The 22,476-nt window shown below is 37.2% G+C and carries 18 protein-coding genes; 15 read left to right on the top strand and 3 right to left on the bottom strand.

What is annotated here, in order from left to right; translation table 11 throughout:
- Positions 1–528 precede the first annotated feature (528 nt).
- Positions 529–1,392, bottom strand: a complete 864-nt coding sequence (locus HWX04_RS01355; RefSeq protein WP_175868457.1) for a prephenate dehydratase — start codon at positions 1,390–1,392, stop codon at positions 529–531.
- Positions 1,389–2,120 carry a 3-deoxy-manno-octulosonate cytidylyltransferase gene (locus HWX04_RS01350; protein ID WP_175868456.1) on the bottom strand — a complete coding sequence of 244 codons (732 nt, stop codon included), beginning with the start codon at positions 2,118–2,120 and terminating at the stop codon, positions 1,389–1,391. Before HWX04_RS01350 ends, HWX04_RS01355 begins: the two co-directional genes overlap by 4 nt.
- Positions 2,121–2,224: 104 nt before the next feature.
- Here HWX04_RS01350 and HWX04_RS01345 point away from each other — a divergent pair, with 104 nt between their 5' ends.
- A complete protein-coding gene (locus HWX04_RS01345) occupies positions 2,225–2,800 on the top strand; it encodes a c-type cytochrome (RefSeq protein WP_175868455.1) in 576 nt (191 codons plus the stop codon).
- Positions 2,801–3,440: 640 nt separating this feature from the next.
- Here HWX04_RS01345 and HWX04_RS01340 read toward each other — a convergent pair.
- Positions 3,441–4,208 carry a molybdopterin-synthase adenylyltransferase MoeB gene (locus HWX04_RS01340; protein WP_175868454.1) on the bottom strand — a complete coding sequence of 256 codons (768 nt, stop codon included), beginning with the start codon at positions 4,206–4,208 and terminating at the stop codon, positions 3,441–3,443.
- An 88-nt stretch (positions 4,209–4,296) separates the two neighbouring features.
- Here HWX04_RS01340 and gshB point away from each other — a divergent pair, with 88 nt between their 5' ends.
- The 14 genes from gshB (at position 4,297) to HWX04_RS01270 (ending at position 21,753) form a co-directional block, all read left to right on the top strand.
- Complete coding sequence (gene gshB / locus HWX04_RS01335; protein ID WP_175868453.1) at positions 4,297–5,235, top strand: glutathione synthase; 939 nt, start codon at positions 4,297–4,299, stop codon at positions 5,233–5,235.
- A 141-nt stretch (positions 5,236–5,376) separates the two neighbouring features.
- Complete coding sequence (locus HWX04_RS01330) at positions 5,377–6,423, top strand: PstS family phosphate ABC transporter substrate-binding protein (RefSeq protein WP_175868452.1); 1,047 nt, start codon at positions 5,377–5,379, stop codon at positions 6,421–6,423.
- 76 nt (positions 6,424–6,499) lie between these two features.
- Positions 6,500–7,960 (top strand): phosphate ABC transporter permease subunit PstC, encoded by a 1,461-nt coding sequence (gene pstC / locus HWX04_RS01325; RefSeq protein WP_175868451.1) that lies wholly within the window; start codon positions 6,500–6,502, stop codon positions 7,958–7,960.
- The gene (pstA, locus tag HWX04_RS01320) at positions 7,957–9,246 is read left to right on the top strand and encodes a phosphate ABC transporter permease PstA (RefSeq protein WP_175868450.1); all 1,290 of its coding nucleotides are present in this window, start codon (positions 7,957–7,959) and stop codon (positions 9,244–9,246) included. Before pstC ends, pstA begins: the two co-directional genes overlap by 4 nt.
- 50 nt (positions 9,247–9,296) lie before the next feature.
- Positions 9,297–10,055, top strand: coding sequence for a phosphate ABC transporter ATP-binding protein PstB (gene pstB, locus HWX04_RS01315; RefSeq protein ID WP_175868449.1), 759 nt, complete (start codon positions 9,297–9,299; stop codon positions 10,053–10,055).
- 21 nt (positions 10,056–10,076) lie between these two features.
- Positions 10,077–10,799 carry a phosphate signaling complex protein PhoU gene (gene phoU / locus HWX04_RS01310; RefSeq protein WP_175868448.1) on the top strand — a complete coding sequence of 241 codons (723 nt, stop codon included), beginning with the start codon at positions 10,077–10,079 and terminating at the stop codon, positions 10,797–10,799.
- Positions 10,800–11,406: 607 nt separating this feature from the next.
- Positions 11,407–12,243 carry a cell wall hydrolase gene (locus HWX04_RS01305; protein ID WP_175868447.1) on the top strand — a complete coding sequence of 279 codons (837 nt, stop codon included), beginning with the start codon at positions 11,407–11,409 and terminating at the stop codon, positions 12,241–12,243.
- A 179-nt stretch (positions 12,244–12,422) separates the two neighbouring features.
- Positions 12,423–13,670: an aminopeptidase gene (locus tag HWX04_RS01300; protein WP_175868446.1), complete on the top strand. Its 1,248-nt coding sequence runs from the start codon at positions 12,423–12,425 to the stop codon at positions 13,668–13,670.
- A 266-nt stretch (positions 13,671–13,936) separates the two neighbouring features.
- Entirely contained in the window at positions 13,937–14,812 is an 876-nt protein-coding gene (gene mutM, locus HWX04_RS01295) for a bifunctional DNA-formamidopyrimidine glycosylase/DNA-(apurinic or apyrimidinic site) lyase (protein ID WP_175868445.1), read from the top strand.
- Positions 14,813–14,897: 85 nt separating this feature from the next.
- A complete protein-coding gene (locus tag HWX04_RS01290; protein WP_175868444.1) occupies positions 14,898–16,292 on the top strand; it encodes a M20/M25/M40 family metallo-hydrolase in 1,395 nt (464 codons plus the stop codon).
- Positions 16,285–16,905 (top strand): ribonuclease D, encoded by a 621-nt coding sequence (locus tag HWX04_RS01285; protein ID WP_175868443.1) that lies wholly within the window; start codon positions 16,285–16,287, stop codon positions 16,903–16,905. The genes HWX04_RS01290 and HWX04_RS01285 overlap by 8 nt, the downstream gene beginning before the upstream one ends.
- Before the next feature lie 1,369 nt (positions 16,906–18,274).
- Positions 18,275–18,604 carry a hypothetical protein gene (locus HWX04_RS01280; protein WP_246257291.1) on the top strand — a complete coding sequence of 110 codons (330 nt, stop codon included), beginning with the start codon at positions 18,275–18,277 and terminating at the stop codon, positions 18,602–18,604.
- Between the two features lie 1,157 nt (positions 18,605–19,761).
- On the top strand, positions 19,762–20,595 hold the full coding sequence (locus HWX04_RS01275; RefSeq protein ID WP_175868441.1) for an outer membrane protein: 834 nt from the start codon (positions 19,762–19,764) through the stop codon (positions 20,593–20,595).
- Positions 20,596–20,922: 327 nt separating this feature from the next.
- Positions 20,923–21,753: an outer membrane protein gene (locus tag HWX04_RS01270; protein ID WP_175868440.1), complete on the top strand. Its 831-nt coding sequence runs from the start codon at positions 20,923–20,925 to the stop codon at positions 21,751–21,753.
- Positions 21,754–22,476: the final 723 nt, after the last annotated feature.

Genomic DNA, 22,476 nt, shown 5'->3' with positions numbered 1-22,476 from the left:
ATCAGTTTTTATAAATAAAAAAGTTCAAACGTAATACAAAAAATATGGTTAAACGAATCTTATAACTTTATAAAATGCACTTTAAAAATTACCTAAATTTAAGAGGTTTGAAATATTTATTATCTCAAATATACTCTGATGATAAGTTAAATTGTTTTTATGAGCTAAGTTAGAAGTTTGTTATCTTTATTGAGATAAACAGCTATAGGAAATGATATGTTGTCTTCAGGATCTTTCTTTTATATGAGGTAAAATGGATGGTACAAGTGCTTTCATTTTCGGTTGTTGTGTTTCTTTAGGTAGGTTTTTGTACGCGTTGAACTGCTTTTATTATAATGTAATTTGTCAAAAAACATTATCAAAGCAATTTATATATTTCGTTATTGGATGTAATTATCCTTTTTCTACTTTAGCTTCATGATGAAGCGCGTTTAGCATAAAAAATGAGTTTTTCCACAACACATAGCATTATAGGATTTTTAGAATGCTCTTCGAGATCAGCGAAAAATGATGGTGGTTTTGTTGCTTCTATATATATGATGTTCGATCGTTTTGTGCTGGATAAGTACCGATAATACGCAATTCGGCAGAAAAGAAAGACAATTCTTCTAAGGCAAGTTTCATCATGGGATCTTCAGGATGCCCTTCAATGTCAACAAAGAATTGTGTTGCATTGAAATTTCCACCAATTTGATAGCTTTCTAATTTTGTCATATTGATACCATTTGTTGCAAATCCTCCCATAGCCTTATAGAGAGCAGCCGGGACATTGCGTACTCGAAAGAGAAGACTGGTGATAATTTTTTCTCCATTTGTAGGTTTTGGAACATGTCGTTTAGAACGTGAAAGGATGACAAAACGGGTAATATTATGAGAGTTATCTTCAACATCTCTTTCAAGAATATTAAGCCCATAGAGTTCTGCTGCGATCAGAGGTGCTAAGGCAGCTTGTGAACGTTGGGCACTTTTTTTAATAAATTTTGCAGCTCCAGCGGTGTCCGCAGACACAACAGGTTTCCAACCGTTGTTTCGTATGATGTTTCGGCATTGTGCAAGGGCATGCGTATGACTGTGGACAGTTTTAATTTCGTCATGGGTAACGCCGGGCAAAACCATTAATTGAAAATGGATAGGCAAAAAATATTCATCAATAATATAAAGTGATGATTGTGGTAAAAGATGATGGATGTCTGCAACACGTCCAGCAAGAGTATTTTCAATAGGGATCATAGCAAGATCAGCTTCCCCATTTTCCACCAAATTAAGGGCGTCCTCAAAAGTAGCAGAGGGCACAGCATCCATATTGGGAAACATATTAGAGCACGCAATATGGGAATTAGCTCCATATTCTCCTTGGAAAGAGATTTTATTGGTTTTTTTGAGTGTTTTCATGCTAAAATCTTACGTATTCTATCGAGATCACGTTGCGTGTCGACACCTAAAGGAATTGTATCGACTATTTCCACATCGATACGCATATTATGCTCTAATGCACGTAATTGTTCAAGTTTTTCACGCATCTCAAGTGTAGAGGGTTTGAATGATACAAACTTCTCAAGTGCTTCGCGCCGATAGACATATATTCCAATATGATGATAAAGAGGACCATCCCCATAGGGAGCCGTGGCACGAGTGAAATAAAGAGCACGAAGGCGATTTTGAGAAAGCGGTGTCCCAATGATTTTGACAACATTGGGATCTCTTTTTTCATTTTCTTCAATGATGTGAGCCCCCAAAGTTGCGATATTAGTAAAGCTATTTTCTAAAGGGCGTAGCGCACTAATAATTTCACGAGGCGTTATTGTTGGGAGATCACCTTGTATATTTAAAATAGCATTGTAGCGTTGCTCAGGATCAATACGCATTAAAGCTTCATAAATACGATCAGATCCAGACTTATGATCACTTCGTGTCATAATACATTCATGCCCATACTCTGCAACAGCTTTGGCGATATCATTGTGATCTGTTGCAACGATTGTACGCCCTATTGCCGCTTTTTTGGCTTGTTCTACAACATGAACAATCATCGGCTTTCCACCGATTTCAGCGAGAGCTTTTTGGGGAAGGCGGGTTGAGCTTATACGGGCAGGAATAAGAATAATTGGTTCAAGAGCCATTGCAAGATTCCAAATGTTGTTTGTGATGCATTTATGATGTTGTGTGGTATAAAGAAAAAGCTTAAACTCAAAATGGTAATGAAACCGTGAACATTTGAGTTTTTATGAATCGCTCGAAAGTTATCTATTTTATTTGTGCGTGTTTATGTGTGCTGGTCATTGTTGTAGGAATTTCCACACTTAGCGATATCGTTTATGATCGTTCTCCATCAGTTGAATATAATCATACTGTTGCCAAGAATGATACATTTAAAGAACAACAGGAAAAAACAGCTGTTTCTCTATCACTAAATAGCCGCCTTCAACAAGGTAATTTTGAAAATGGTCGTAAAATTTTTCGTCAATGTGCCATATGCCATACTTCTGGACGCAATCAAGCAGGGCGCGTTGGTCCAGTTCTTTGGGAGATTGTCAATCGTCCTTTGGCATCAGCAGCAGGTTTTGCGTATTCACGGGCGTTGCGTGCACATTCTGATCAAAAATGGGATTTTGTAACGTTAGATCGTTATCTGCATTCTCCAAATAAAACATTTCCTGGGACTATTATGTCTTTCCGAGGCATTAAAAATGACCAAGATCGAGCTGATCTTTTGCTTTATTTACGCAGTTTATCCGATCATCCTGTTCCCATACCAACGGATAATCATAAAGCAAACGAGCCAAACCAACCTATACCGTAGATGGCTCATTTTTTTATCGAATGAGCTCTATTGATGTCTTGATAGGGAAAACTCTCCCACGTAAAATAGAATACACTTAAACTTTGCATATTTCCCCGCTTGTTTTAAAGAGATATTTTGAGAAAATGCACTCTTTACACTGTCATCTGCCGATTGGTTTTCAAGATCATTTTATTTACTTTTTCAACATATGCTTGTCTGTGAAATTATCGCTGAAAGATTATCCATTCATGAGCAAGAGTTTTCTGCTTCTGAATGCAATATTGCAATAATTGTGTGATTAAAGCTTTCCATGAGTTTTATCTTAATCCTTCTATAACAACATCAATTTCCATGTGTTTTTCTCACTAGACAGAAACAATTGGTTATTCTTATACGTGCAATAATCTTAAGCTGCATTTTATGATGCTTGATGAATAGACATTTTTTCTTGAGGTTAGAGGTGGAGGTAATGATCATTGACCTTGTTATAGTATCGATAACTAAAATATGACTAAGATTATTTATGGGGTATGGTTTGAAGGAAGCATTTTCGTGTCGATGATTTGCGGTAAAACATCAGTATTCCAGTTTCAATACATATCGCGAGAGCCTTGAAAGTTAGTAGGGATGAAATCATGATTCTCCAGGCTTTTTAAGGCTATGTATTTTCTTTGGAATTTGACCGTTTATAGGTAATAACATTAAATTGCGCTAATAATCCATTATAGAGAAGAATCTTTCCTACTAATGGTTCTCCGATGTTTGTGATTATTTTAATCGCTTCCATTGCTTGTAGGGTTCCAATAACGCCGGGTAAAACACCAATGATGCCAGCTTCAGCACATGTTGGAATAGTATCGGGTGCAGGAGGGGTGGGGAATAAATCACGATAGTGAGGGTTATTGTCTTTATACGGCATAAGGACGGTTAATGAGCCATTAAAACGTTCTACAGCACCGCTGATTAAAGGCTTTTTGCATTGGGCCGCGTGATCAGCAAGAAGATAGCGTGTGGTAAAATTATCACTTCCATCAACAATGATATGGTAAGCATTGAGCAATTTATCCACATTACTTTTATCTAAGCGTAGGGTGTGCTTTTCAACCATAACATGGGGATTTATTGCTTTTATAGTGGTTTCAGCACTCTCTGTTTTGCTTTGTTTGATGGCATCTGTCTTATGAATAACTTGGCGTTGTAAATTGGAAAGAGAAACGGTGTCGTTATCGACAATTCCAAGGGTTCCAACACCTGCGGCAGCCAAATAAGTTAAGACAGGCGCCCCAAGACCACCAGCACCCACAACAAGAACCCGCGCTTTTTTGAGCTTTTGCTGCCCCGCACCACCAATTTCCGGCAAAATGATGTGGCGTGCATAGCGTTCGATTTCTTCGTTATTGAATTTTGTATCTGTTTCTTGTGTCATGAATTTTCTCTTGTCATCGTTATTTTATTGTTTACTAAGTTTATGATGCACAGACCAGTCTGCTTTTAGGATAAGGGAGGATTTATTTATGAAAATTGCCATTCAGATGGATCATATTGCAACAGTTCGGATTCAAGGAGATACGACATTTGCCCTCGCTTTAGCAGCGCAAGAACGTGGACACTCTCTTTTTCATTATACTCCAGATCGTTTATCTTTGTGCAATGGTTGTGTGATTGCACGACTAGAATCATTGACTGTCCATGATGAAGAGGGGAACCATTATCAGTTAGGAAAGCCTGTTCGCACGGAATTAAAAGATATGGATGTGGTTCTTTTGCGCCAAGATCCGCCTTTTGATCTCAATTATATTACCACCACACATTTGTTAGAACGTATTCATCCTAAAACACTTGTTTTGAATGATCCGGCATGGGTACGCAACAGTCCAGAAAAAATTTTTGTGACAGAATTTTCTGATTTGATGCCGGAAACGTTAATTACCAAAGATATTGAAGAAATAACTGCTTTTAGAGAGAAATTTGGCGATATTATTGTGAAACCACTTTATGGGAATGGGGGCGCTGGTGTATTTTATTTAAAACAAGATGATCGCAATTTAGCATCGTTGTTGGAAATGTTTACAGACATTTATCGCGAACCTTTTATTGTTCAGCGTTATTTAGAGGCCGTACGAAAAGGAGATAAACGGATTATTTTGCTTGATGGTACGCCTGTTGGAGCCATTAATCGAATTCCAACGAAAACAGATGTACGTTCGAACATGCATGTTGGAGGGCGTGCGGAAAATGTTGAGTTAACAAAACGTGATTATGAAATTTGTGAACGCCTTGGTTCATCCTTAAAGGAACGTGGTCTTCTTTTTGTAGGGATTGATGTGATTGGAGGTTATATAACAGAAATTAATGTAACGTCTCCTACGGGCATTCGTGAAATTAAGCGCTTCTGTGGTACAGATATTGCGCATCTGTTTTGGGATGTTATTGAGTCCAAATGTTCAAATTAATTTATACAGAATCCAAGCATGCTTTTGTGAAAAAAATGATCCATATTGTTTTTTTATATTTGTTATGTTGCAAATGTGAATTAGAATGACCGTATGGTATAAAGTAAGAGGCTTTATTCTCAATGTTTAGGGAGTTTATAGATGAGCAGAGTCTTATCAATTGGAATGGGATTGGTTTTTGCGTTACTGCTGTCAGTAAATATAGGTAGCGCACGCGATCAAATACAGGTTACTGGCTCATCTACAGTTTTACCTTATCAAAAGATTGTCGCTGAGACATTTGGAGAAATTTATCCCCATTTTAAGGTTCCTGTTATCGAATCGGGTGGGACAGGAGCAGGAATTAAGGAATTTTGCCGCGGTATTGGGGAGAACACTGTTGATATTGTTAATGCTTCACGAGCAATGAAATCGAGTGAATTGCAATCTTGTTTTGATGCTGGTGTGAAAGATGTTGAAGAAATACGCATTGGGTATGATGGCATTGTTCTTGCAACAGATATTAACGGTCCTGATTGGAAATTACAGCCGTTAGATGTTTATAAGGCCCTTGCGGCTCGAGTTATTATAGATGGAAAGTTACAGCTCAATAATGTTTCGAAATGGAGTGCCATCAATAGTGCTCTTCCTGATTGGACGATAGCAGTCTATATTCCTGGAGAAAAGCATGGAACGCGGGAAGTTTTTGAGGAAAAATTACTCGCTGTGGGCTGTAAAGAGAGTGGGGCAGTTGAAGTGATGAAGTCTTTAGGAATGGATGATAAGCAGATACACGCTGCTTGTATTGCGGTCCGTAAGGATGGAAAAGCGGTTGATATTGATGGTGATTATTCTGAAACATTTGCGCGTCTAACTTCGAATAAAAAAGGGGTTGGTATTTTTGGTTTGTCTTTTTATCAAAATAATGCTGATAGGCTAAAGGTTGCCGATATTAACGGTTTTGCGCCGACAGTTGAGACAATTTCTAGTGGACAATATTCAGTTTCTCGTCCACTTTTTTTCTATATTAAGAAAGCACATTTAGATATTGTTTCAGGTTTGCGAGAGTATATTGATTTTTTCCTTTCTGATCAAATGATTGGTCCGGATAGCCCTTTGGCTGAATATGGCTTGATTGTTGCTCCTGAAAAGGAGCGCCAAGCACAGCGTTCTGATTTTTCTGCTGGTCGGGTAATGATGTTGAAATAATTTTCTGGGAATAATTTATTGGATTGCCGGAGTAGGCGTTTTCGGTGCTATTTTTTTATAAAAACTGAAAGATAAAATGCGCATTTCCTTCATTGTTTTTTTGTTATTGCTTCTTGGGTTTTGTGGCTTTTGTATTTCTTATATGCGAGCGCGCACTCTTGAATACAAACATCATAAAATGCATTCTCGTGCGTATTATTATGGTTGGTGGACTTTTTTGATTACTGTTATTCCAGCTTTTATTTTTTTAATTTTGTGGGATGCTGGGAGTACAATTTATTTAGAATATAATGCCTCTCGAGAGTTTTGGGCATATAGCGCGCATATAACAGAATCTATCAATCATGATCTCCTTTGGGAGACTCTTCGAAGTATCATCAAAATGATTGATCACTTTGAAGGGGATCTTTCCACCACTTCCTATAAGGAAGTGCAGGCACAATTACTGTCCAAAGGATTGATTTTACCTCATGACGTATCGGATGATGTGTTCAAAACAGCACGGTCATGGATATTTTCTTCTGAAAAGCTTCAATTTATTGGTCATAGTTTCCTTTTTGCTGTTGCCTCCTTTGGTTTTATCTGTGGAATGATACAAATTGCGCCTCATCAACGTGCACGCAATAAGGTTGAATCTTTAATTATTATTGGGTTGGCGTGTGCTTCTATCGTTGCAGTCTTGACGACAATAGCCATTGCACTTTCTCTGTTTTTTCAGACAATAAGCTTTTTTCAGTCTGTATCCATTTCAAATTTCTTTTTAGGAACGGTTTGGGATCCGCGTTTTTCCGCGAGCAGTTTAAGCGATGAAGGTGGACAATTTGGTTTAATACCGCTCCTTGCTGGTACGCTTTATATTGCATTTGTCGCTATGCTTTTTGCTGTACCTATAGGCTTATTTTCAGCTCTTTATATGGCCGAGTATGCTTCTGCACGCTTGCGCGCAATTGTAAAACCATTATTAGAAGTTCTTGCTGGCATCCCAACCATTGTTTATGGTTTTTTTGCTTTGAAGATTGTAGGACCCTTTTTACGTGATCTGTCTGTTTCTCTATCAGGAGGGAGTGGTTTTATTATGGCACAAAGTGTTTTAACGGCTGGTATTGTAATGGGAATTATGTTGATTCCTTTTGTTTCTTCTTTGTCGGATGATGTTATTACAGCCGTTCCACGCATTTTACGTGAAGGTTCTTATGGTTTAGGGGCAACGCAATCTGAAACAATTAAAAAAGTCGTTATACCAGCAGCGCTTCCCGGAATTATGGGGGCTATTTTGTTGACGGCATCGCGTGCAATTGGGGAAACAATGATTGTGGTTTTGGCGGCAGGTGTTGCAGCAAACTTAACTCTTAATCCTTTTGAAGCAATGACCACCATGACGGTTAAGATTGTTAATCAATTGACCGGTGATTTTGAGTTTAATTCTCCACAAACTCTGGTGGCTTTTGCCTTGGGAATGACACTCTTTGTGATGACACTCTTGATGAATATTTTAGCTCTTTATATTGTGCGTAGATATCGGGAACAATATGAATGAAAGAAGATTTTTTTCCTCGTCGCAATATTAGCCTTAAGCGTCGGTATAGGGCTGAACGTCGTTTTCGTGCCTATGGTTTGATTGCTATTTTTATTGGTTTGTTTTTTTTATTTGCGCTTTTATGGTCTATTATGAGTCAAGGCTATACAGCTTTTTTTCAAAGTGAAATGACATTATCGATTTATTTGGATGAAAAGATCATTGATCCAAGTGGTCAACGTCAAACAAAACCACAAATCCTCATGACAGCGAATTATCCGCTTCTTGTACGCAATGCTTTAGCAAAAAAACTTGATGTTAATCCAAATGATCGAGCCTCTTTGCGGGACATTAACCGTATGTTTTCAAATGGTGTCCGTGTTCAACTACGTGAAATGGTGACAAAAAATCCTAAACTGATTGGCACAATGCAAAAAATAAAAGTTTTGGCAGCCGCGGATATTGATTCTGCTTATAAGGGACAGATTGATCTGCAGGTAGAAGAAAAAAACCGCAAAGTTTCTAATCGACAAGTGGAATGGATAAAGCGTTTAGCGCATGATGGTACGCTTTATAAGACATTTAATACTGGTTTTTTTACATTTGGCGCTTCAAGTCGTCCTGAGACTGCGGGATTAGGTGTTGCGATCATTGGTTCTCTTTATATGATAGGCATCGTTTTATTGATTTCACTCCCGATAGGCATAGCAACGGCTCTTTATTTAGAAGAATATGCGCGCAAAAATAAATTTATAGATTTTATTGAGGTTAATATCAATAACCTTGCCGCTGTTCCTTCGATTGTTTTTGGTCTTTTAGGACTTGCAGTTTTTGTTAATTTTTTAGGATTACCACGTTCAGCTTCTTTTGTTGGTGGTCTTGTTTTAGCGCTCATGACTCTTCCCACGATCATTATTGCAACACGTTCTGCTTTGCGTGCTGTTCCTCTCTCTATTCGTGCGGCAGCTTTAGGGTTGGGAGCATCAAAAACACAAATGATTTTTCATCATGTTGTTCCTTTAGCAGCGCCGGGTATTTTAACGGGTACGATTATTGGAGTAGCTCAGGCTTTGGGTGAAACAGCACCTTTGCTTTTGATTGGAATGGTTGCTTTTGTTGTTAATATTCCTACGACGCCCATGGATCCGGCAACAGCTTTGCCTGTTCAAATTTTTATGTGGGCGGGTGGGGCAGAGCGCGCTTTTGTTGAAAAGACATCGGGGGCTATTATTGTATTAATGATTTTTCTTGCAATCATGAATATTTCTGCGGTTTTTTTACGTCGACGATTTGAACGCCGCCAGTAATTTTAATAAATAACAACTTCGATAAGGTTTTTGTAAGGTGAGTTTTTGTAATGAAGATTAAAATGCGTGGTCAGGATGTAAAGGTTTCTTATGGAGAAAAAGAAGCACTTCATGGTATTACCCTTGATATTCCTGAACATCAAGTCACTGCTTTGATTGGTCCATCAGGATGCGGGAAGTCGACCTTTTTGCGTTGTTTCAACCGTATGAATGATACGATTGAAGGGGCTAAAATAACGGGTCTTATCACTTTAGATGGAGAAAATATTTATGACCAGAGAATTGATGTTGTAGAATTACGAGCCCGTGTTGGAATGGTTTTTCAAAAGCCTAGCCCTTTTCCAAAATCTATATTTGAAAATGTTGCCTATGGACCGCGCATTCATGGTTTGGTAAAAACACGTTCTGAATTGCATGATGTGGTTGAAAAAAGTTTGAGGCAGGCGGGTTTATTTGAAGAAGTAAAAGACCGTCTTCATGATCTTGGAACAAGTTTATCCGGAGGACAACAACAGCGTTTATGTATTGCGCGTGCCATTGCGGTTAGTCCCGAAGTTATTTTGATGGATGAGCCTTGTTCAGCTCTTGATCCCATTGCGACGGCTCGGATTGAAGAGCTTATCGATGCGTTACGGCAAAATTATACAATTGTTATCGTAACACATTCCATGCAACAGGCAGCACGTGTTTCTCAATATACGGCTATGTTTCATTTAGGGCATTTGGTCGAAGTTGGTGCAACTGAAATGATTTTCACTTCACCAAAAGAACAACGGACGCAAGATTATATTACTGGGCGTTTTGGATAGGTGAATTGAGGAAACTAAGATATGTCTATGAACCATACTGTTCGTTCTTATGATGCGGAACTAAAATATCTAAAAGCAAGGATTACAGAAATGGGGTGCCATGCGGAAAGAATGATTGAACGTTCTGTTGCATCAGTTGTCTGTAGTGATCTTCAACTTGCAACGGCAGTGATTGCCGATGATGTGTTTTTAGATGAAGCAGAACGTGATATTGATGAAAAAGCGGTTGCTATTATTTGCAAGCGTCAACCGATGGCTGTAGATTTGCGTGAAATTATAGGAGCCATTCGTATTTCTTCTGATCTTGAGCGGATTGGGGATATGGCCAAAAACATTGCTAAGAGAACAGTTGCCCTTTCAGAAATACGTCAAGCTGCGTCTTTTTATCATGGGCTTGAAACAATTACAGCTCTAGCTCTCAATCAATTAAAAGAAGTTTTAGATGCTTATACGAGTCGCCGATTAGAGCGTGTTGACGCTGTGCGTGAGCGTGATGAGAAGATTGATGCTTTGTATACTTCTCTTTTTCGTGAACTTTTGACATATATGATGGAAGATATGCGCAATATTACGGTTTGTACGCATTTACTGTTTTGTTTAAAGAATATTGAACGAATTGGTGATCATGTTACCAATATTGCTGAAATGTTGCATTATATCATAACGGGTTATCATATGTCTTCTGATCGTCCTCGTGATGACCTTACGTATAAAGTTGGTATAGATGAGAAGAAAAGAGATTAAATTTTTCTGAGATATCTAAAAGTAAGCTTGTAGATACATTGAGCATTTTCTTACAATACAAAGCTCTAGAAAGAATATAAAAAGAATATAATGACCATATTATGAAAAAGTACAAAGAAACAACAAAGAGTTTTTTCAGGCGAACAGGATAGATTGTTAACTCTTGATGTGACATATTTATATATTGAATGATATCATCATCCATATTATGGCTGTATGGGGGGCTTTCTGATCATTTTATTAAAATTTATATAATTTATATTAAGGGGGATATCTGTATTATTTTTTCAATATTGATGCAAAGAGTTTTAATATCCAAATATTTTTCGCCCAATCTTTTAGTATGGAGAATGAGTGTTCATATTATTTTATTGCGATTGAAAGGCGTAGGATTCTAGAGGTCCATATTGTGCCATGAGGAGCGACGATATTGATCTATAAATTAAGAATATTTTATTTTTTATTTCGCATAGATAGTTTTTGATTACCATTTGTATTAAAATTTTACTGAGTGGTAACAATTAGCGGTGTACTTTATTGAGAGATACATTTAAAGTTCATTTCAAAATTTGAATAGCTCAGAGATTATAGGAATGTGTTGCCTAAGATGAAAAAAAATCGTTGGAATGTTTTTGTTACCTGTTGCGTAGCACCGTTGGTTGTTGTGGGGTGTGCTGCAAATCATTTAGATGCTGGAAAAGTAAATAATAAGGAGACAAAAACAGTTACGTATCCATTGACAGAGCGCCAATGTCTTATGCGTGCGATGTATTTTGAATCAAATCGCTCAAGTCGTGAAGGAATGATTGCCGTTGGAACGGTTGTTATGAATCGTGTTAATTCAACTGCCTATCCCAAGACAATTTGTGGTGTTGTTGGTCAATATAAGCAATTTGCTCCTGGTGTTTTAACGCGTCCCATGACGGAGAAAGCATCTGTTGCTCGTGTAAGAGAGGCTGCTGATGCTGTTTTACGGGGTGAACGAGATAAGAAAGTTAAACACGCTAAGTTTTTTCATACCGCAGGTTTGTCTTTCCCTTATAAAAACATGCACTATGTTCATGTTGCAGGAGGTAATGCTTTTTATGAAAAACGATCCCGTGATGGATCACTTCAAGTTCCTACGGATAATCGCCCTTATAATGTTGCTTATGCTTTTGCTCAGGAACGTTCTGATTATGCGCCAAGCTTTATTGATAAAGGTTTAGAAAGTCAGGGAGTAAAGGCAGAGAAAAATGCATCTCCTTCAACAACAGCAGCACAGTCCAAGACGGTACAGCCTACGTCTTTTGCTATGGTCCAGCTTGATAAAGTTCCTATTCCAGCTTATGCGCCTAGACATCTAGCTCAGAAAGAGGAAAATAAAACAGGTATGGCGTTGCCTTCATCAGATCAGTTAAATGCAATTGTTGCAATGTTAGAAAAACGACACAGAAACTGGTAAGTTTTTTGTGTGACCAAAGAAGATTTTACACTCCATTGCGGTTTATGAATTCAGTGAGCTCTTTAGTAAGAGTGATGCGTATAAATAGACGTAGAGAAAGTATATTGAAAGGACCTGGAAAAACAATTTAGAATATGGTGGCGTAAGGAACGCATTTTATTTAAAGAAGGGTATGGGTAATGTATTTTGATATTCATGAGACAATTTCACCTGAAATGCTTAATCGTCTTGCAGAAGTTACGGTAAAAGTAGGGTTAAATTTACAAGAGGGGCAGGATCTTGTTTTGACTGCTCCAGTTTCAGCATTACCTTTTGTTCGACGTATTGCGTATCATGCTTATAAGGTTGGTGCTGGTGTCATTACACCACTTTTTAGTGATGATATGTTATCGCTTACACGTTTTGAAAATGCCCATACGGCTAGTTTTGATTGTGCCCCTTCTTGGCTCTATGAGGGAATGGCGAAGGCTTTTGAAAATGGGGCTGCACGTTTAGCGATTGTTGATGATAATCCTTTGCTTCTTTCCAATCAAGATTTTGATAAGATTGCGCGGTTAAATAAGGCGACTTCGCTCGCTTACCAACCTGCTCTCAAAAAAATATCGAATTTTGCTATCAATTGGTCGATTGTTGCTTATCCAACAGCGGGATGGGCTGAAGCAATGTTTCCTTCTTTACCGCTTAATGAGGCGATTAAAAAATTAGCTGATGCAATTTTTTCTGCTTCCCGTGTGACAGGAGAAGATCCAGTGCATGCGTGGATTGCTCATAATGAAAATTTGAGGAAACTATCATCTTGGCTTAATGAGCAGCGTTTTTCTGCTTTGCACTTCACAGGACCAGGGACTGATTTAACAGTTGGTTTGGCAGATGATCATGAATGGCATGGAGGTGCATCCGTTGCTCAAAATGGTGTTGTTTGCAATCCTAATATTCCGACAGAAGAGGTTTTTACGACTCCTCATGCTCATAGGGTTGAAGGTTTTGTTCGTTCAACAAAGCCCCTTTCCTATCAAGGAACACTGATTGATAATATTGAAGTGCGTTTTGAAGCAGGGCGCATTGTTGATGCCCATGCATCAACAGGCGAGGCAGTTTTTCAGCGGATTTTGCAAAGTGATGAGGGTGCAAGCCGATTAGGCGAAGTTGCTCTTGTCCCTCATTCTTCACCAATTTCTAAGAGCGAGCTTCTTTTTTATAATACCTTATTTGATGAAAATGCAGCCTGTCATATTGCTTTAGGGCAGTGTTACTCCAAATGCTTTTTAGAGGGAGCCTCATTGACATCAGAAGAGATTGCAGCACGTGGTGGTAATAAAAGTGTTATTCATATTGATTGGATGATTGGCTCTGGTGAAATTGACATAGATGGTATTATGCAAGATGGCGTAAGAGTTCCTGTATTTCGTAAGGGTGAATGGGCTTAATCCTGTTATGCTATAAAAGTAAAACACACGTCATTTAAGGTCGATAAGTTTTCTTGACAGGGCAAGTACTTTTAGAGTACGCGAATGAATATTCGAGAAAGGGCTTGACCGTAGAGCCTTTCGTTAAGTGAGTCATATCAGTATGAAGTCAAGTGAAGGTTATTGATAGACCAAATAGGGTTAAGAATTTTCGTTTTTGGAGAGCGGGAAAGAGATCAATTGATGAGTTATACGACCGGAAAGTGCATAATTATTAAAGAGGAGTAATGCCTGAGCTTCCTGAAGTAGAGACGGTACGTCGTGGACTCGAATCTGTTGTCACTGATGCAAAGATAGTATCTGTTAAGCTTAATCGTAGAGATTTGCGTTTTCCTTTTCCTGAGGCTTTTTCTGAAAGGCTTATTGGCAGAAAAATTCTAGAACTTGGTCGGCGTGCGAAATATTTATTATTTCATCTTTCTCAGGATGAAACGATTTTAAGCCATTTAGGAATGTCAGGGTCATGGCGTATAGAGAATAATCTTTTAAGAAAAGCTTTTTCAACGACCAGTAAATTGGTTAAGCATGATCATTTTATCATGGATATTCAGACAAGAAGTGGTGAAGTTTATCATCTGATTTATAATGATGTACGTCGCTTTGGGTTTATGCTTTTAGTTGATACGGACAAGCTTTATAAGCATCCGCTTTTAAATAAGTTAGGGCTTGAACCGATGAGTCATGAATTTTCTGGTCGTTATTTACAAAAGGCTTTTGTTAATAAAAAAATGTCTCTCAAAGGTGTTTTACTTGATCAGTCTATCGTTGCGGGACTTGGAAACATTTATGTTTGCGAGGCACTTTGGCGGAGTCGCTTATCTCCACAGCGTGGTGCATTTACATTGGCATCAAAAACTTTATATGCACGTGAACTTGCAGATTCTTTAGCACAGAATATACGCAATGTAATTTCTGAAGCTATTTTATCTGGTGGCTCTTCTTTACGTGATTATATGCATATAGACGGTTCACTTGGTTATTTTCAACATGCTTTTTCAGTTTATGGACGAGAAGGCAAGGAATGTTTGGAATGCGGAACGCCTATTATCCGTATTTTACAGGCTGGGCGTTCAAGTTTTTACTGTTCACAGTGTCAAAAATGAATAAGATCTCTTGCAAAATCCTACAAGAGGCTTAAAGTCAGGATCTTACAATTATACAAATATATAAGGCTTGAGAGGTTTTTTTATGCTGAATAAAGTGCTAACACATCTTGATGAGAATATAGAAAAGAGCCTTGAACGCCTTTTTTCTCTTTTACGTTTTCAATCTATTTCGACAGACTCGGCTTATAAGGATGCATGTCGTCAAGCAGCTGATTGGTTAGTAGAGGATTTAAAAACCATTGGTTTTGAGGCTTCTCGCCGTGACACACCGGGTCATCCAATGGTTGTTGGGCATCATCCAGGACCTTCAGAGGATTGTTTACATGTGTTGTTTTACGGACATTATGATGTTCAACCTGTTGATCCGTTGAGTTTATGGGAGGAGGATCCATTTACACCTTCTTTAAAAGAGAGAGATGGAGAGAAAGTTATTTGTGCTCGCGGTGCTTCAGATGACAAAGGTCAGCTTATGACATTTATTGAAGCCTGTCGTGCATATAAGAAAGAAACAGGACAGCTTCCTATTAAAGTGACTATTTTATGTGAAGGTGAGGAAGAGTGTGCTTCTTCTTCGCTTATTCCCTTTTTAAAAGCAAATAAAGATGAACTTAAGGCAGATTATGCATTGGTTTGTGACACGTCAATGTGGGATGCGGATACCCCCTCTATTGCTCTTTCTCTTCGGGGGATTATGGCAGAAGAGATTATTATCACTGCGGCGGATCGTGATTTACATTCTGGTTATTTTGGAGGAGTAGCAGCTAATCCCATTCGTATTTTAGCTAAAATTTTGGCAGGACTTCACGATGAAAATAATAAAGTGACACTTCCTGGTTTTTATGATGGAGTAGAGGAAACACCACCACATATTTTACAATCATGGAATGCGCTTAATTGTACGGCTGAAAGTTTTCTTGGTCCGATAGGGCTTTCCGTTCCAGCTGGTGAAAAAGGGCGGAGCATTTTAGAACTTGTATGGGCGCGTCCTACCATGGAGTTTAATGGTATTAGTGGGGGCTATGAAGGAGAAGGGATGAAAACGGTTATTGCTTCTCAAGCGAGTTCAAAAGTTTCATGTCGTTTAGTCCATAAGCAAGATCCAGAGAAAATACGTCAAGCGTTACGTAATTATGTATGCAGTGGGATTCCTGCTGACTGTACAGTTGAATTTAAGAATCACGGTTCTTCTCCGGCACTTCAGCTTTCTGATGATGCATCCTTTATCAAGGAGGCGAAGGATGCTTTATCACAAGAGTGGGAAGTTCCTGCTGTCTTGACAGCTATGGGGGGCTCGATTCCAATTGTCGCGGATTTTCGGTCAATTCTTGGTATGGAAACTCTTTTGATTGGTTTTGGATTGGCTGATGATCGTATTCATTCACCTAATGAAAAGTATAATTTAAAATCGTTTCATAAGGGTCAGCGGTCTTGGGCACGTATTCTTACTGCTTTAGCAAATAGGAGGGTAAATGGCTGAGATTCGCGTTCATCAAGGTGATTTGCCAAGTTTAGACAATTATAAAACTGATGCCATTGCGATTGATACTGAGACTTTAGGATTACAACCACATCGTGATCGTTTATGTGTTGTTCAGATTTCTTCTGGAGATGGGACTGCTGATATTATACAGATTGCTAAAGGACAAAAGAGCGCGCCTCATTTGGTCAAGCTTCTTAAAGATAACGCAGTCACCAAGATATTCCATTTTGGGCGTTTTGATCTTGCTATTTTAGCGCATACATTTGGTGTTATGCCAGAGGCTGTTTTTTGTACAAAGATTGCTTCAAAACTTACGCGTACCTATACGGATCGTCATGGCTTGAAAGAAATTTGTAATGAATTGCTAAATGTGAATATTTCTAAACAGCAACAATCTTCAGATTGGGCGGCAGAAACCTTATCACAGGCACAAATTGAATATGCTGCGTCGGATGTGTTATATTTGCATCGTTTAAAGGTTATATTTGAAGAACGTTTAAGACGCGAGGAACGAGAAAGTGTTGCCAAGGCATGCTTTCAATTCTTGCCTATGAGAGCAAAGCTTGATCTTTTAGGATGGTCGGAAGTTGATATTTTTGCCCATAGCTAACTGTAAAGGTTGGCTTTTAATAGAAGTGAATTATTGATGAAAAAGGACAAAATGCCCATCTTATCGGCATTTTGTCCTTTTTCCTCTCATCTTTTTACGATAAGAATTATAATGACATAAGTACTCTTTGATTTGAAGTTTGGGCAATAAAAGTTCTTTTAAAGAGAGGCTAGAAATATACGATAGGTTTGATGCTTAAATCTCTGAAACTAGTATATAGCCTAATTGGGGGAAAATATGAAGGAAACAATTTAAAAAACAATACCCATCCTTACCATCATTAATGCTATTTTTTGCTTTTCAAAAATATCTAAAGCAATGTCTGTTAAGGAATGCATATGACGCATTGCCTTACGCTTTGTGTTTTACACATTCTTTAGCGGAGTCACGTCCCTCATGCAAAATAAAACGCTCTCAACGGAATATATTTAGATTGCTCATTCATGTGTTTTTTTAAGAAACTTTTTTCTCAAGACTCCCAAGCCCATTACACGGTGGCGCTCATGAATGGTGTAACGATCAAGCCTTCCTATGATATAAAAAATCTATTGAGCACTCCATCTTTATGCTTATGAAGTAACAAGCTGCTACCATCACACACTTTGCCAACACACAATTTATGACAGTTCTTGGTTCGATTCATAAAAGGCATTCTTATTGTACAGTTTTACTCTCCGTAGGCTTTCCCACTTGTAATGTGCACACAAATGGTTTTGGTTGATTTAATATGAGAGAGTTTTATGGTATTCGGGGTTCATAATTCAATATGAATAACGCATATTATCATTATAAACCAATATATTGTAGGATTAATATATAAAGATTGTCCACGATTACACGGAACAATACAAAGAATGACACCTAGGCAAAGGGTACCAAAAACAAGCGAGCAGGAGCATGCTTTTGATCAAGCCAAAATGTTATAATAACTTTAGCGTTTAAATGATTTTATAAAAAAAACGCTTTTTCCCGGAGTTTTATCCATATATCAACCTCATTTATGACATGTAAGCGAATAATTTTGTTTCATATATTACGAACAAGTTTGAAATGAGAGTATCTTATGATACTGAAAGCGTTCATTGAATAGGGGAATTATAAATTATGTTTATAAGTCAATATGTTGTGATGATATTTGTGTAGTTTATTGCCTCTAGACAAGAACTTCGTATTTTTATTCATTACCAAATAAGTGATTTCTATGCTGTCCGAGCAGGGTAATTTGCATTTATTTTAAAATTAAAATGCTTCAAAGCTTTGTTTTTTGAGGATTTTCAATTTTTATCTCTAAACATGCTATTTTTTCTGGAAATTTTCAATGAAGACACTAGGTAGAATCCATTATGGATATTTCTATGAGGTTAAATTTATGAACATAAAATATTTTATTACAGCTTTTGCTACTTTTTTTTCAATTTCTTTTGCACAGGGTGCGAGCTTTTTATCTTCTCAAAGGTTCATAGAAGGTATATCTTCTGTTGTTCCTTCTAGAGATTTTTGTTCTAGGGCACGGTTGAGCAAGATCTTATCTGAAGTTGTTCAAATGGAACTTTCTTGCAAAAATAACGGCCAATACATAACAGCAGCTAAGTTAGTACCTGTGTCACATTCTGGTAAAAAAAAGTTTCAAAAGCCTAAAAAAGGGCTAGGAAAAGGAAAACGGCCAAACCTATTTTCACGAAATCCAATGAGTTATTAAAAAGTGAGAAAACAGCATAAAAGGGTGGATGTTTGGGTATTGAATAAAGAAGATATTTTTTATCACTTAAAAACAGGGGGCGTTATTTGCTTTCTAAGGGTGTTATGATTATGCGTGGAGTTATGAATAGTGCTGTTCGGAAAAGGTCGGGGCAGGGAGATTTCTGTAAAAGAATACACTGTGTAATGGGCGATTGTTTATTGCAAATTTCATGAAATTATATAATGTGTAGATTTTAGATTGCTCTATTATATTATGTCGCAAATTCCCTCATTTGAGGTGTGGTTATATAAGGTATATAGAGCTCATTTATTTAAGTGTTTTTAGGATACGGGGTGGATCAAGAGTAGGGCTTGGTCCATAAAGCTTTGAATTAAGTAAATCACATGGCGGTAAATCAAGATAAATCCGCTTGACAAGAATCAGGGCTGTTTGCAGACAGAATCTGATAAGTTTTCTCCATCAAAATCGAGGAGTAAGCCTGTGGTGAAGGATAACAAAGCTTTATTTGAATATTAAACTTTTGAGTTTTGTTGGGGTGTTTCGACTATAGATAAAATATTCTTTAATTTGTCTATTTAAAATATCAAATATCTTTTCTGCAAAATTCATGAATTTTAAAGCAAGGTTTTGTTTGAAAACTTGCAGAAAATTTTTCATTTTTTCAGCTTTAGGGAGAGTTTTTATATAAGTTTCAATGTTTATCATGTCAGTTGTTTGTCATGAGTTTTTTTTCAATGTAGGTTATAAAAGAGTATGAAATTGATCGCCTACAAAGAAGGCTAAAGCTTTAAAAAAGATTTTCTATAAGGTTAAGATAAAAAATGGTCAATCTTTCAAAAACAATAAGTGCCTAAAGTAAAAACAAAGAGTAGGTAAGTTGAACGTGATCTTTTTGCAATCATGAAGTATTCGAAACTTTGTTTATGTGCAATACACATTCTTTACAGTAAAAAAACAACCAAAGAGCTATACGCATTTGATCAAGCAGAGGCTAAAAACATTGTTTGTATAAATTTATTTGTATAAATTTAAATAGAACGGTTACATTGGCTTTTGTTTTTTTATGAGTGTGTCATTTTTGCTACAGATATCTGAAGGTAGGGCTCTATATGAAGTGACGTGTTCAAATAAATATTCAGCTATGGAGAGAAAATATGAATATGAAATGGTTAATAACAGCTTCTACTTTCGCTTTTGTTTCAGTTTCAGCGGCGCAGGCAGCAGATGTTATTGTTCCCCCGAGTCCAACACCTGTTGCTCCCGTTGTTGTTGCACCAACTTTTTCTTGGACAGGTTTATACCTTGGTGGGCAGATTGGTGGTTTTTCTAGTAAAACGAAGATGGATATTCTTGCTAGAGGACAAAAGATTCCTGTAAATAAAGATATTTTGCCTAAATTATCTGGTTTCATGGGTGGTCTTTACGCAGGTTCCAATATTGATCTTGGCAATGGCCTTATTCTAGGTGTTGATACAGATATCATGTGGGCTGATAAAAGCGATACGAAGACAGGAGAAACATTTCTCATTGCCGCAGACCACATCAATTATATTAAGAAGATGTTAAAAGACGCTTCAATTAATATTGGTGAAAATGTACTTAAACCTGATTCTAAACAAACACACAGTTTCACTTTTAAACAACAGTGGTTTGGAGCAACACGTGTGCGTATTGGTTTTGCTGCTGAGCGTATTATGCCTTATGTTGCTGGCGGTATTGCTTATACACAGCTTCAAGATACAGCATCGATTTCAATAACAGATGCAGATTCAGACAAAGTCATAGCTTCTGGTATTCTTACTGATGAAAAAAAGACCTTTATTGGTTACACCCTTGGCGCTGGTGTTGATTTAGCAATGACCAATAATATTATTGTCCGTGCGGAATATCGTTACTCCGATTTTGGTAAAAAGAAATTCTCAAATGATAAATATGAGACTTCTTACAAAACCAATGATTTCCGTGTTGGTGTTGCTTACAAATTTTAACAGATGAACAGTTAAATAACGAAGCGGCTCTATCCCTGATAGAGCCTCTATTATTTTGTGTTGCTATATTGTCACACATCCTATATTTTATTGTGGATGTAAAAAAATGTTATTAAGAGTGTATTAACAAAAAATCATTAAACAATACATTTAAAATCAATAAGTTATTTATATGTATAGTTTGTAGTTTCTCGTACAAGACGAAACTATAAAGTCCTTTTATCTTGGGTGAGCTGCCTATTTCCTGTGATTGTGTCATTTTTACTACAGCTTTTCTCCGTGCAATCTTGTAGCATTGTGTTCATAAATAAATTAGGAGCAAAGTTTATGAATATAAAATCTTTAGTAACAACTTCTATTATCGCTATGGCTGCAGCTTCTGCGGCACAAGCTGCTGATGTTATCGTCCCTCGTGAAACAGCCCCAGCAGTTATCACAGCAGCCCCTGCCTATTCTTGGACAGGTTTTTATCTTGGTGCTCAGATTGGTGGCCGTTCATTAAGATCTGACAAATTTTTAGACGATTTTAAGCTTTCCGGTATGATCGGTGGCCTATACACAGGTTACAATGTTGATCTCGGCAATGGTGTGATCTTCGGCTTGGATACAGATGTCTCTTTTGTTGGTAAAAAAGACACAGTTGATGGCGTTGCAAAAGAAGTTGGAGGAAACAATCATAGTGTTGCAAAGATTAATGAAATCCTTGATAGTGCTAAAATCAAACTGAAAGATAATCTAACAGTTGCAGACGGAGATAAATACACTGAAAGTGTTACTCTGAAAGAAAAGTGGTCTGGTGCTACACGCGTTCGCATTGGTTTTGCTGCTGATCGTATCGTGCCTTATATCGCTGGTGGTGTTGCTTATACGCAAATGCAGGGCATTTCTGCAATTGAAGTGAAAAAGTCTTCTAAAAAATCTTCTATTGATGCTACTAATGCTAATAAGGTTTTTGCTTCTGGTAACGTATATGATGAAACAAAGACCCTTGTTGGTTACACTCTTGGTGCTGGTGTTGACTTCGCATTGACAGACAATGTTCTGTTGCGTGCAGAATACCGTTTCTCAGACTACGGTAAAAAGAAATACTTTAAAGACACAGCTGAACTTCAGTACAGCGTTAATGACTTCCGTGTAGGTGTTGCTTACAAATTCTAATTTCGTAAAAAACAAAATGATGAACATAAAATAAATTTCTCAGAGGCTCTGTCAAAAACGGAGCCTCTATTTTTTATGATTATATTATTTTTACGACAGCATTTCTTCATTTAGACTTATAACACTGTGCTCATAAATAATTGCACAATTAAAAAGATTAGGTCTTTCAGAAAGTTTCTAGCCATTGCTGGCGTCTCTTTGACTCATTCAATGCCAGTATAATATGTTTCTTATCAATCGCTTGGTATGGAATATTTCTAAAGAATTGCATATCTTCATCAGGATGTACTCCCTCTGTTTTTTTGTGGATTTAGAAAGATTATACCATCAAATTTAAAATTAAACTTAATGATCTTACTCCATCCATCAATAGAGACGACAGGGATTATACCAGCGCTTTTTAGGGAGATCATATAGATTTCTTTGGTTAGAGGATTGATAACATGTAAGTATTTGCAATAAAAAGAAAGATCATTAATTCTTCATTAGAGATGTTTTCTGCATTTTTATTGCTAATACAAGTTTTCATAATAATCTTTTGAAATTTTCAATACCATACGTTTAAAGATCACAGCTTGTTTTAAAGATTGGATTGTTATCGCATAAAAAGAAACAAATTAACGTTCGCCAAAATTGGCGAGCGCAAAATCTAAAGAATGTTATAGTAACTTTAAGAAAGTAATCATTTAAAACTTTTATAAGCTTATAGATTTTCATTTATTA

Origin of the sequence: Bartonella gabonensis, assembly GCF_903679515.1 — a bacterium.
GTDB classification, from domain to species: Bacteria; Pseudomonadota; Alphaproteobacteria; order Rhizobiales; family Rhizobiaceae; genus Bartonella; species Bartonella gabonensis.
The sequence above is the reverse complement of the archived record's forward strand: the minus strand, read 5'-3'. Positions and strand labels throughout refer to the sequence as shown.

What these genes read in the sequence shown, in the direction of transcription:
- pstA (WP_175868450.1), top strand. Translation starts at nt 7,957, where the DNA reads ATGAAAGAAGATTTTTTTCCTCGTCGCAATATTAGCCTTAAGCGTCGG.
- HWX04_RS01340 (WP_175868454.1), bottom strand. Translation starts at nt 4,208, where the DNA reads ATGACACAAGAAACAGATACAAAATTCAATAACGAAGAAATCGAACGC.
- HWX04_RS01355 (WP_175868457.1), bottom strand. Translation starts at nt 1,392, where the DNA reads ATGAAAACACTCAAAAAAACCAATAAAATCTCTTTCCAAGGAGAATAT.
- pstB (WP_175868449.1), top strand. Translation starts at nt 9,297, where the DNA reads ATGAAGATTAAAATGCGTGGTCAGGATGTAAAGGTTTCTTATGGAGAA.
- HWX04_RS01275 (WP_175868441.1), top strand. Translation starts at nt 19,762, where the DNA reads ATGAATATGAAATGGTTAATAACAGCTTCTACTTTCGCTTTTGTTTCA.
- mutM (WP_175868445.1), top strand. Translation starts at nt 13,937, where the DNA reads ATGCCTGAGCTTCCTGAAGTAGAGACGGTACGTCGTGGACTCGAATCT.
- HWX04_RS01300 (WP_175868446.1), top strand. Translation starts at nt 12,423, where the DNA reads ATGTATTTTGATATTCATGAGACAATTTCACCTGAAATGCTTAATCGT.
- HWX04_RS01305 (WP_175868447.1), top strand. Translation starts at nt 11,407, where the DNA reads ATGAAAAAAAATCGTTGGAATGTTTTTGTTACCTGTTGCGTAGCACCG.
- HWX04_RS01345 (WP_175868455.1), top strand. Translation starts at nt 2,225, where the DNA reads ATGAATCGCTCGAAAGTTATCTATTTTATTTGTGCGTGTTTATGTGTG.
- HWX04_RS01350 (WP_175868456.1), bottom strand. Translation starts at nt 2,120, where the DNA reads ATGGCTCTTGAACCAATTATTCTTATTCCTGCCCGTATAAGCTCAACC.
- HWX04_RS01280 (WP_246257291.1), top strand. Translation starts at nt 18,275, where the DNA reads ATGAACATAAAATATTTTATTACAGCTTTTGCTACTTTTTTTTCAATT.
- HWX04_RS01330 (WP_175868452.1), top strand. Translation starts at nt 5,377, where the DNA reads ATGAGCAGAGTCTTATCAATTGGAATGGGATTGGTTTTTGCGTTACTG.
- pstC (WP_175868451.1), top strand. Translation starts at nt 6,500, where the DNA reads ATGCGCATTTCCTTCATTGTTTTTTTGTTATTGCTTCTTGGGTTTTGT.
- phoU (WP_175868448.1), top strand. Translation starts at nt 10,077, where the DNA reads ATGTCTATGAACCATACTGTTCGTTCTTATGATGCGGAACTAAAATAT.
- HWX04_RS01285 (WP_175868443.1), top strand. Translation starts at nt 16,285, where the DNA reads ATGGCTGAGATTCGCGTTCATCAAGGTGATTTGCCAAGTTTAGACAAT.
- HWX04_RS01290 (WP_175868444.1), top strand. Translation starts at nt 14,898, where the DNA reads ATGCTGAATAAAGTGCTAACACATCTTGATGAGAATATAGAAAAGAGC.
- HWX04_RS01270 (WP_175868440.1), top strand. Translation starts at nt 20,923, where the DNA reads ATGAATATAAAATCTTTAGTAACAACTTCTATTATCGCTATGGCTGCA.
- gshB (WP_175868453.1), top strand. Translation starts at nt 4,297, where the DNA reads ATGAAAATTGCCATTCAGATGGATCATATTGCAACAGTTCGGATTCAA.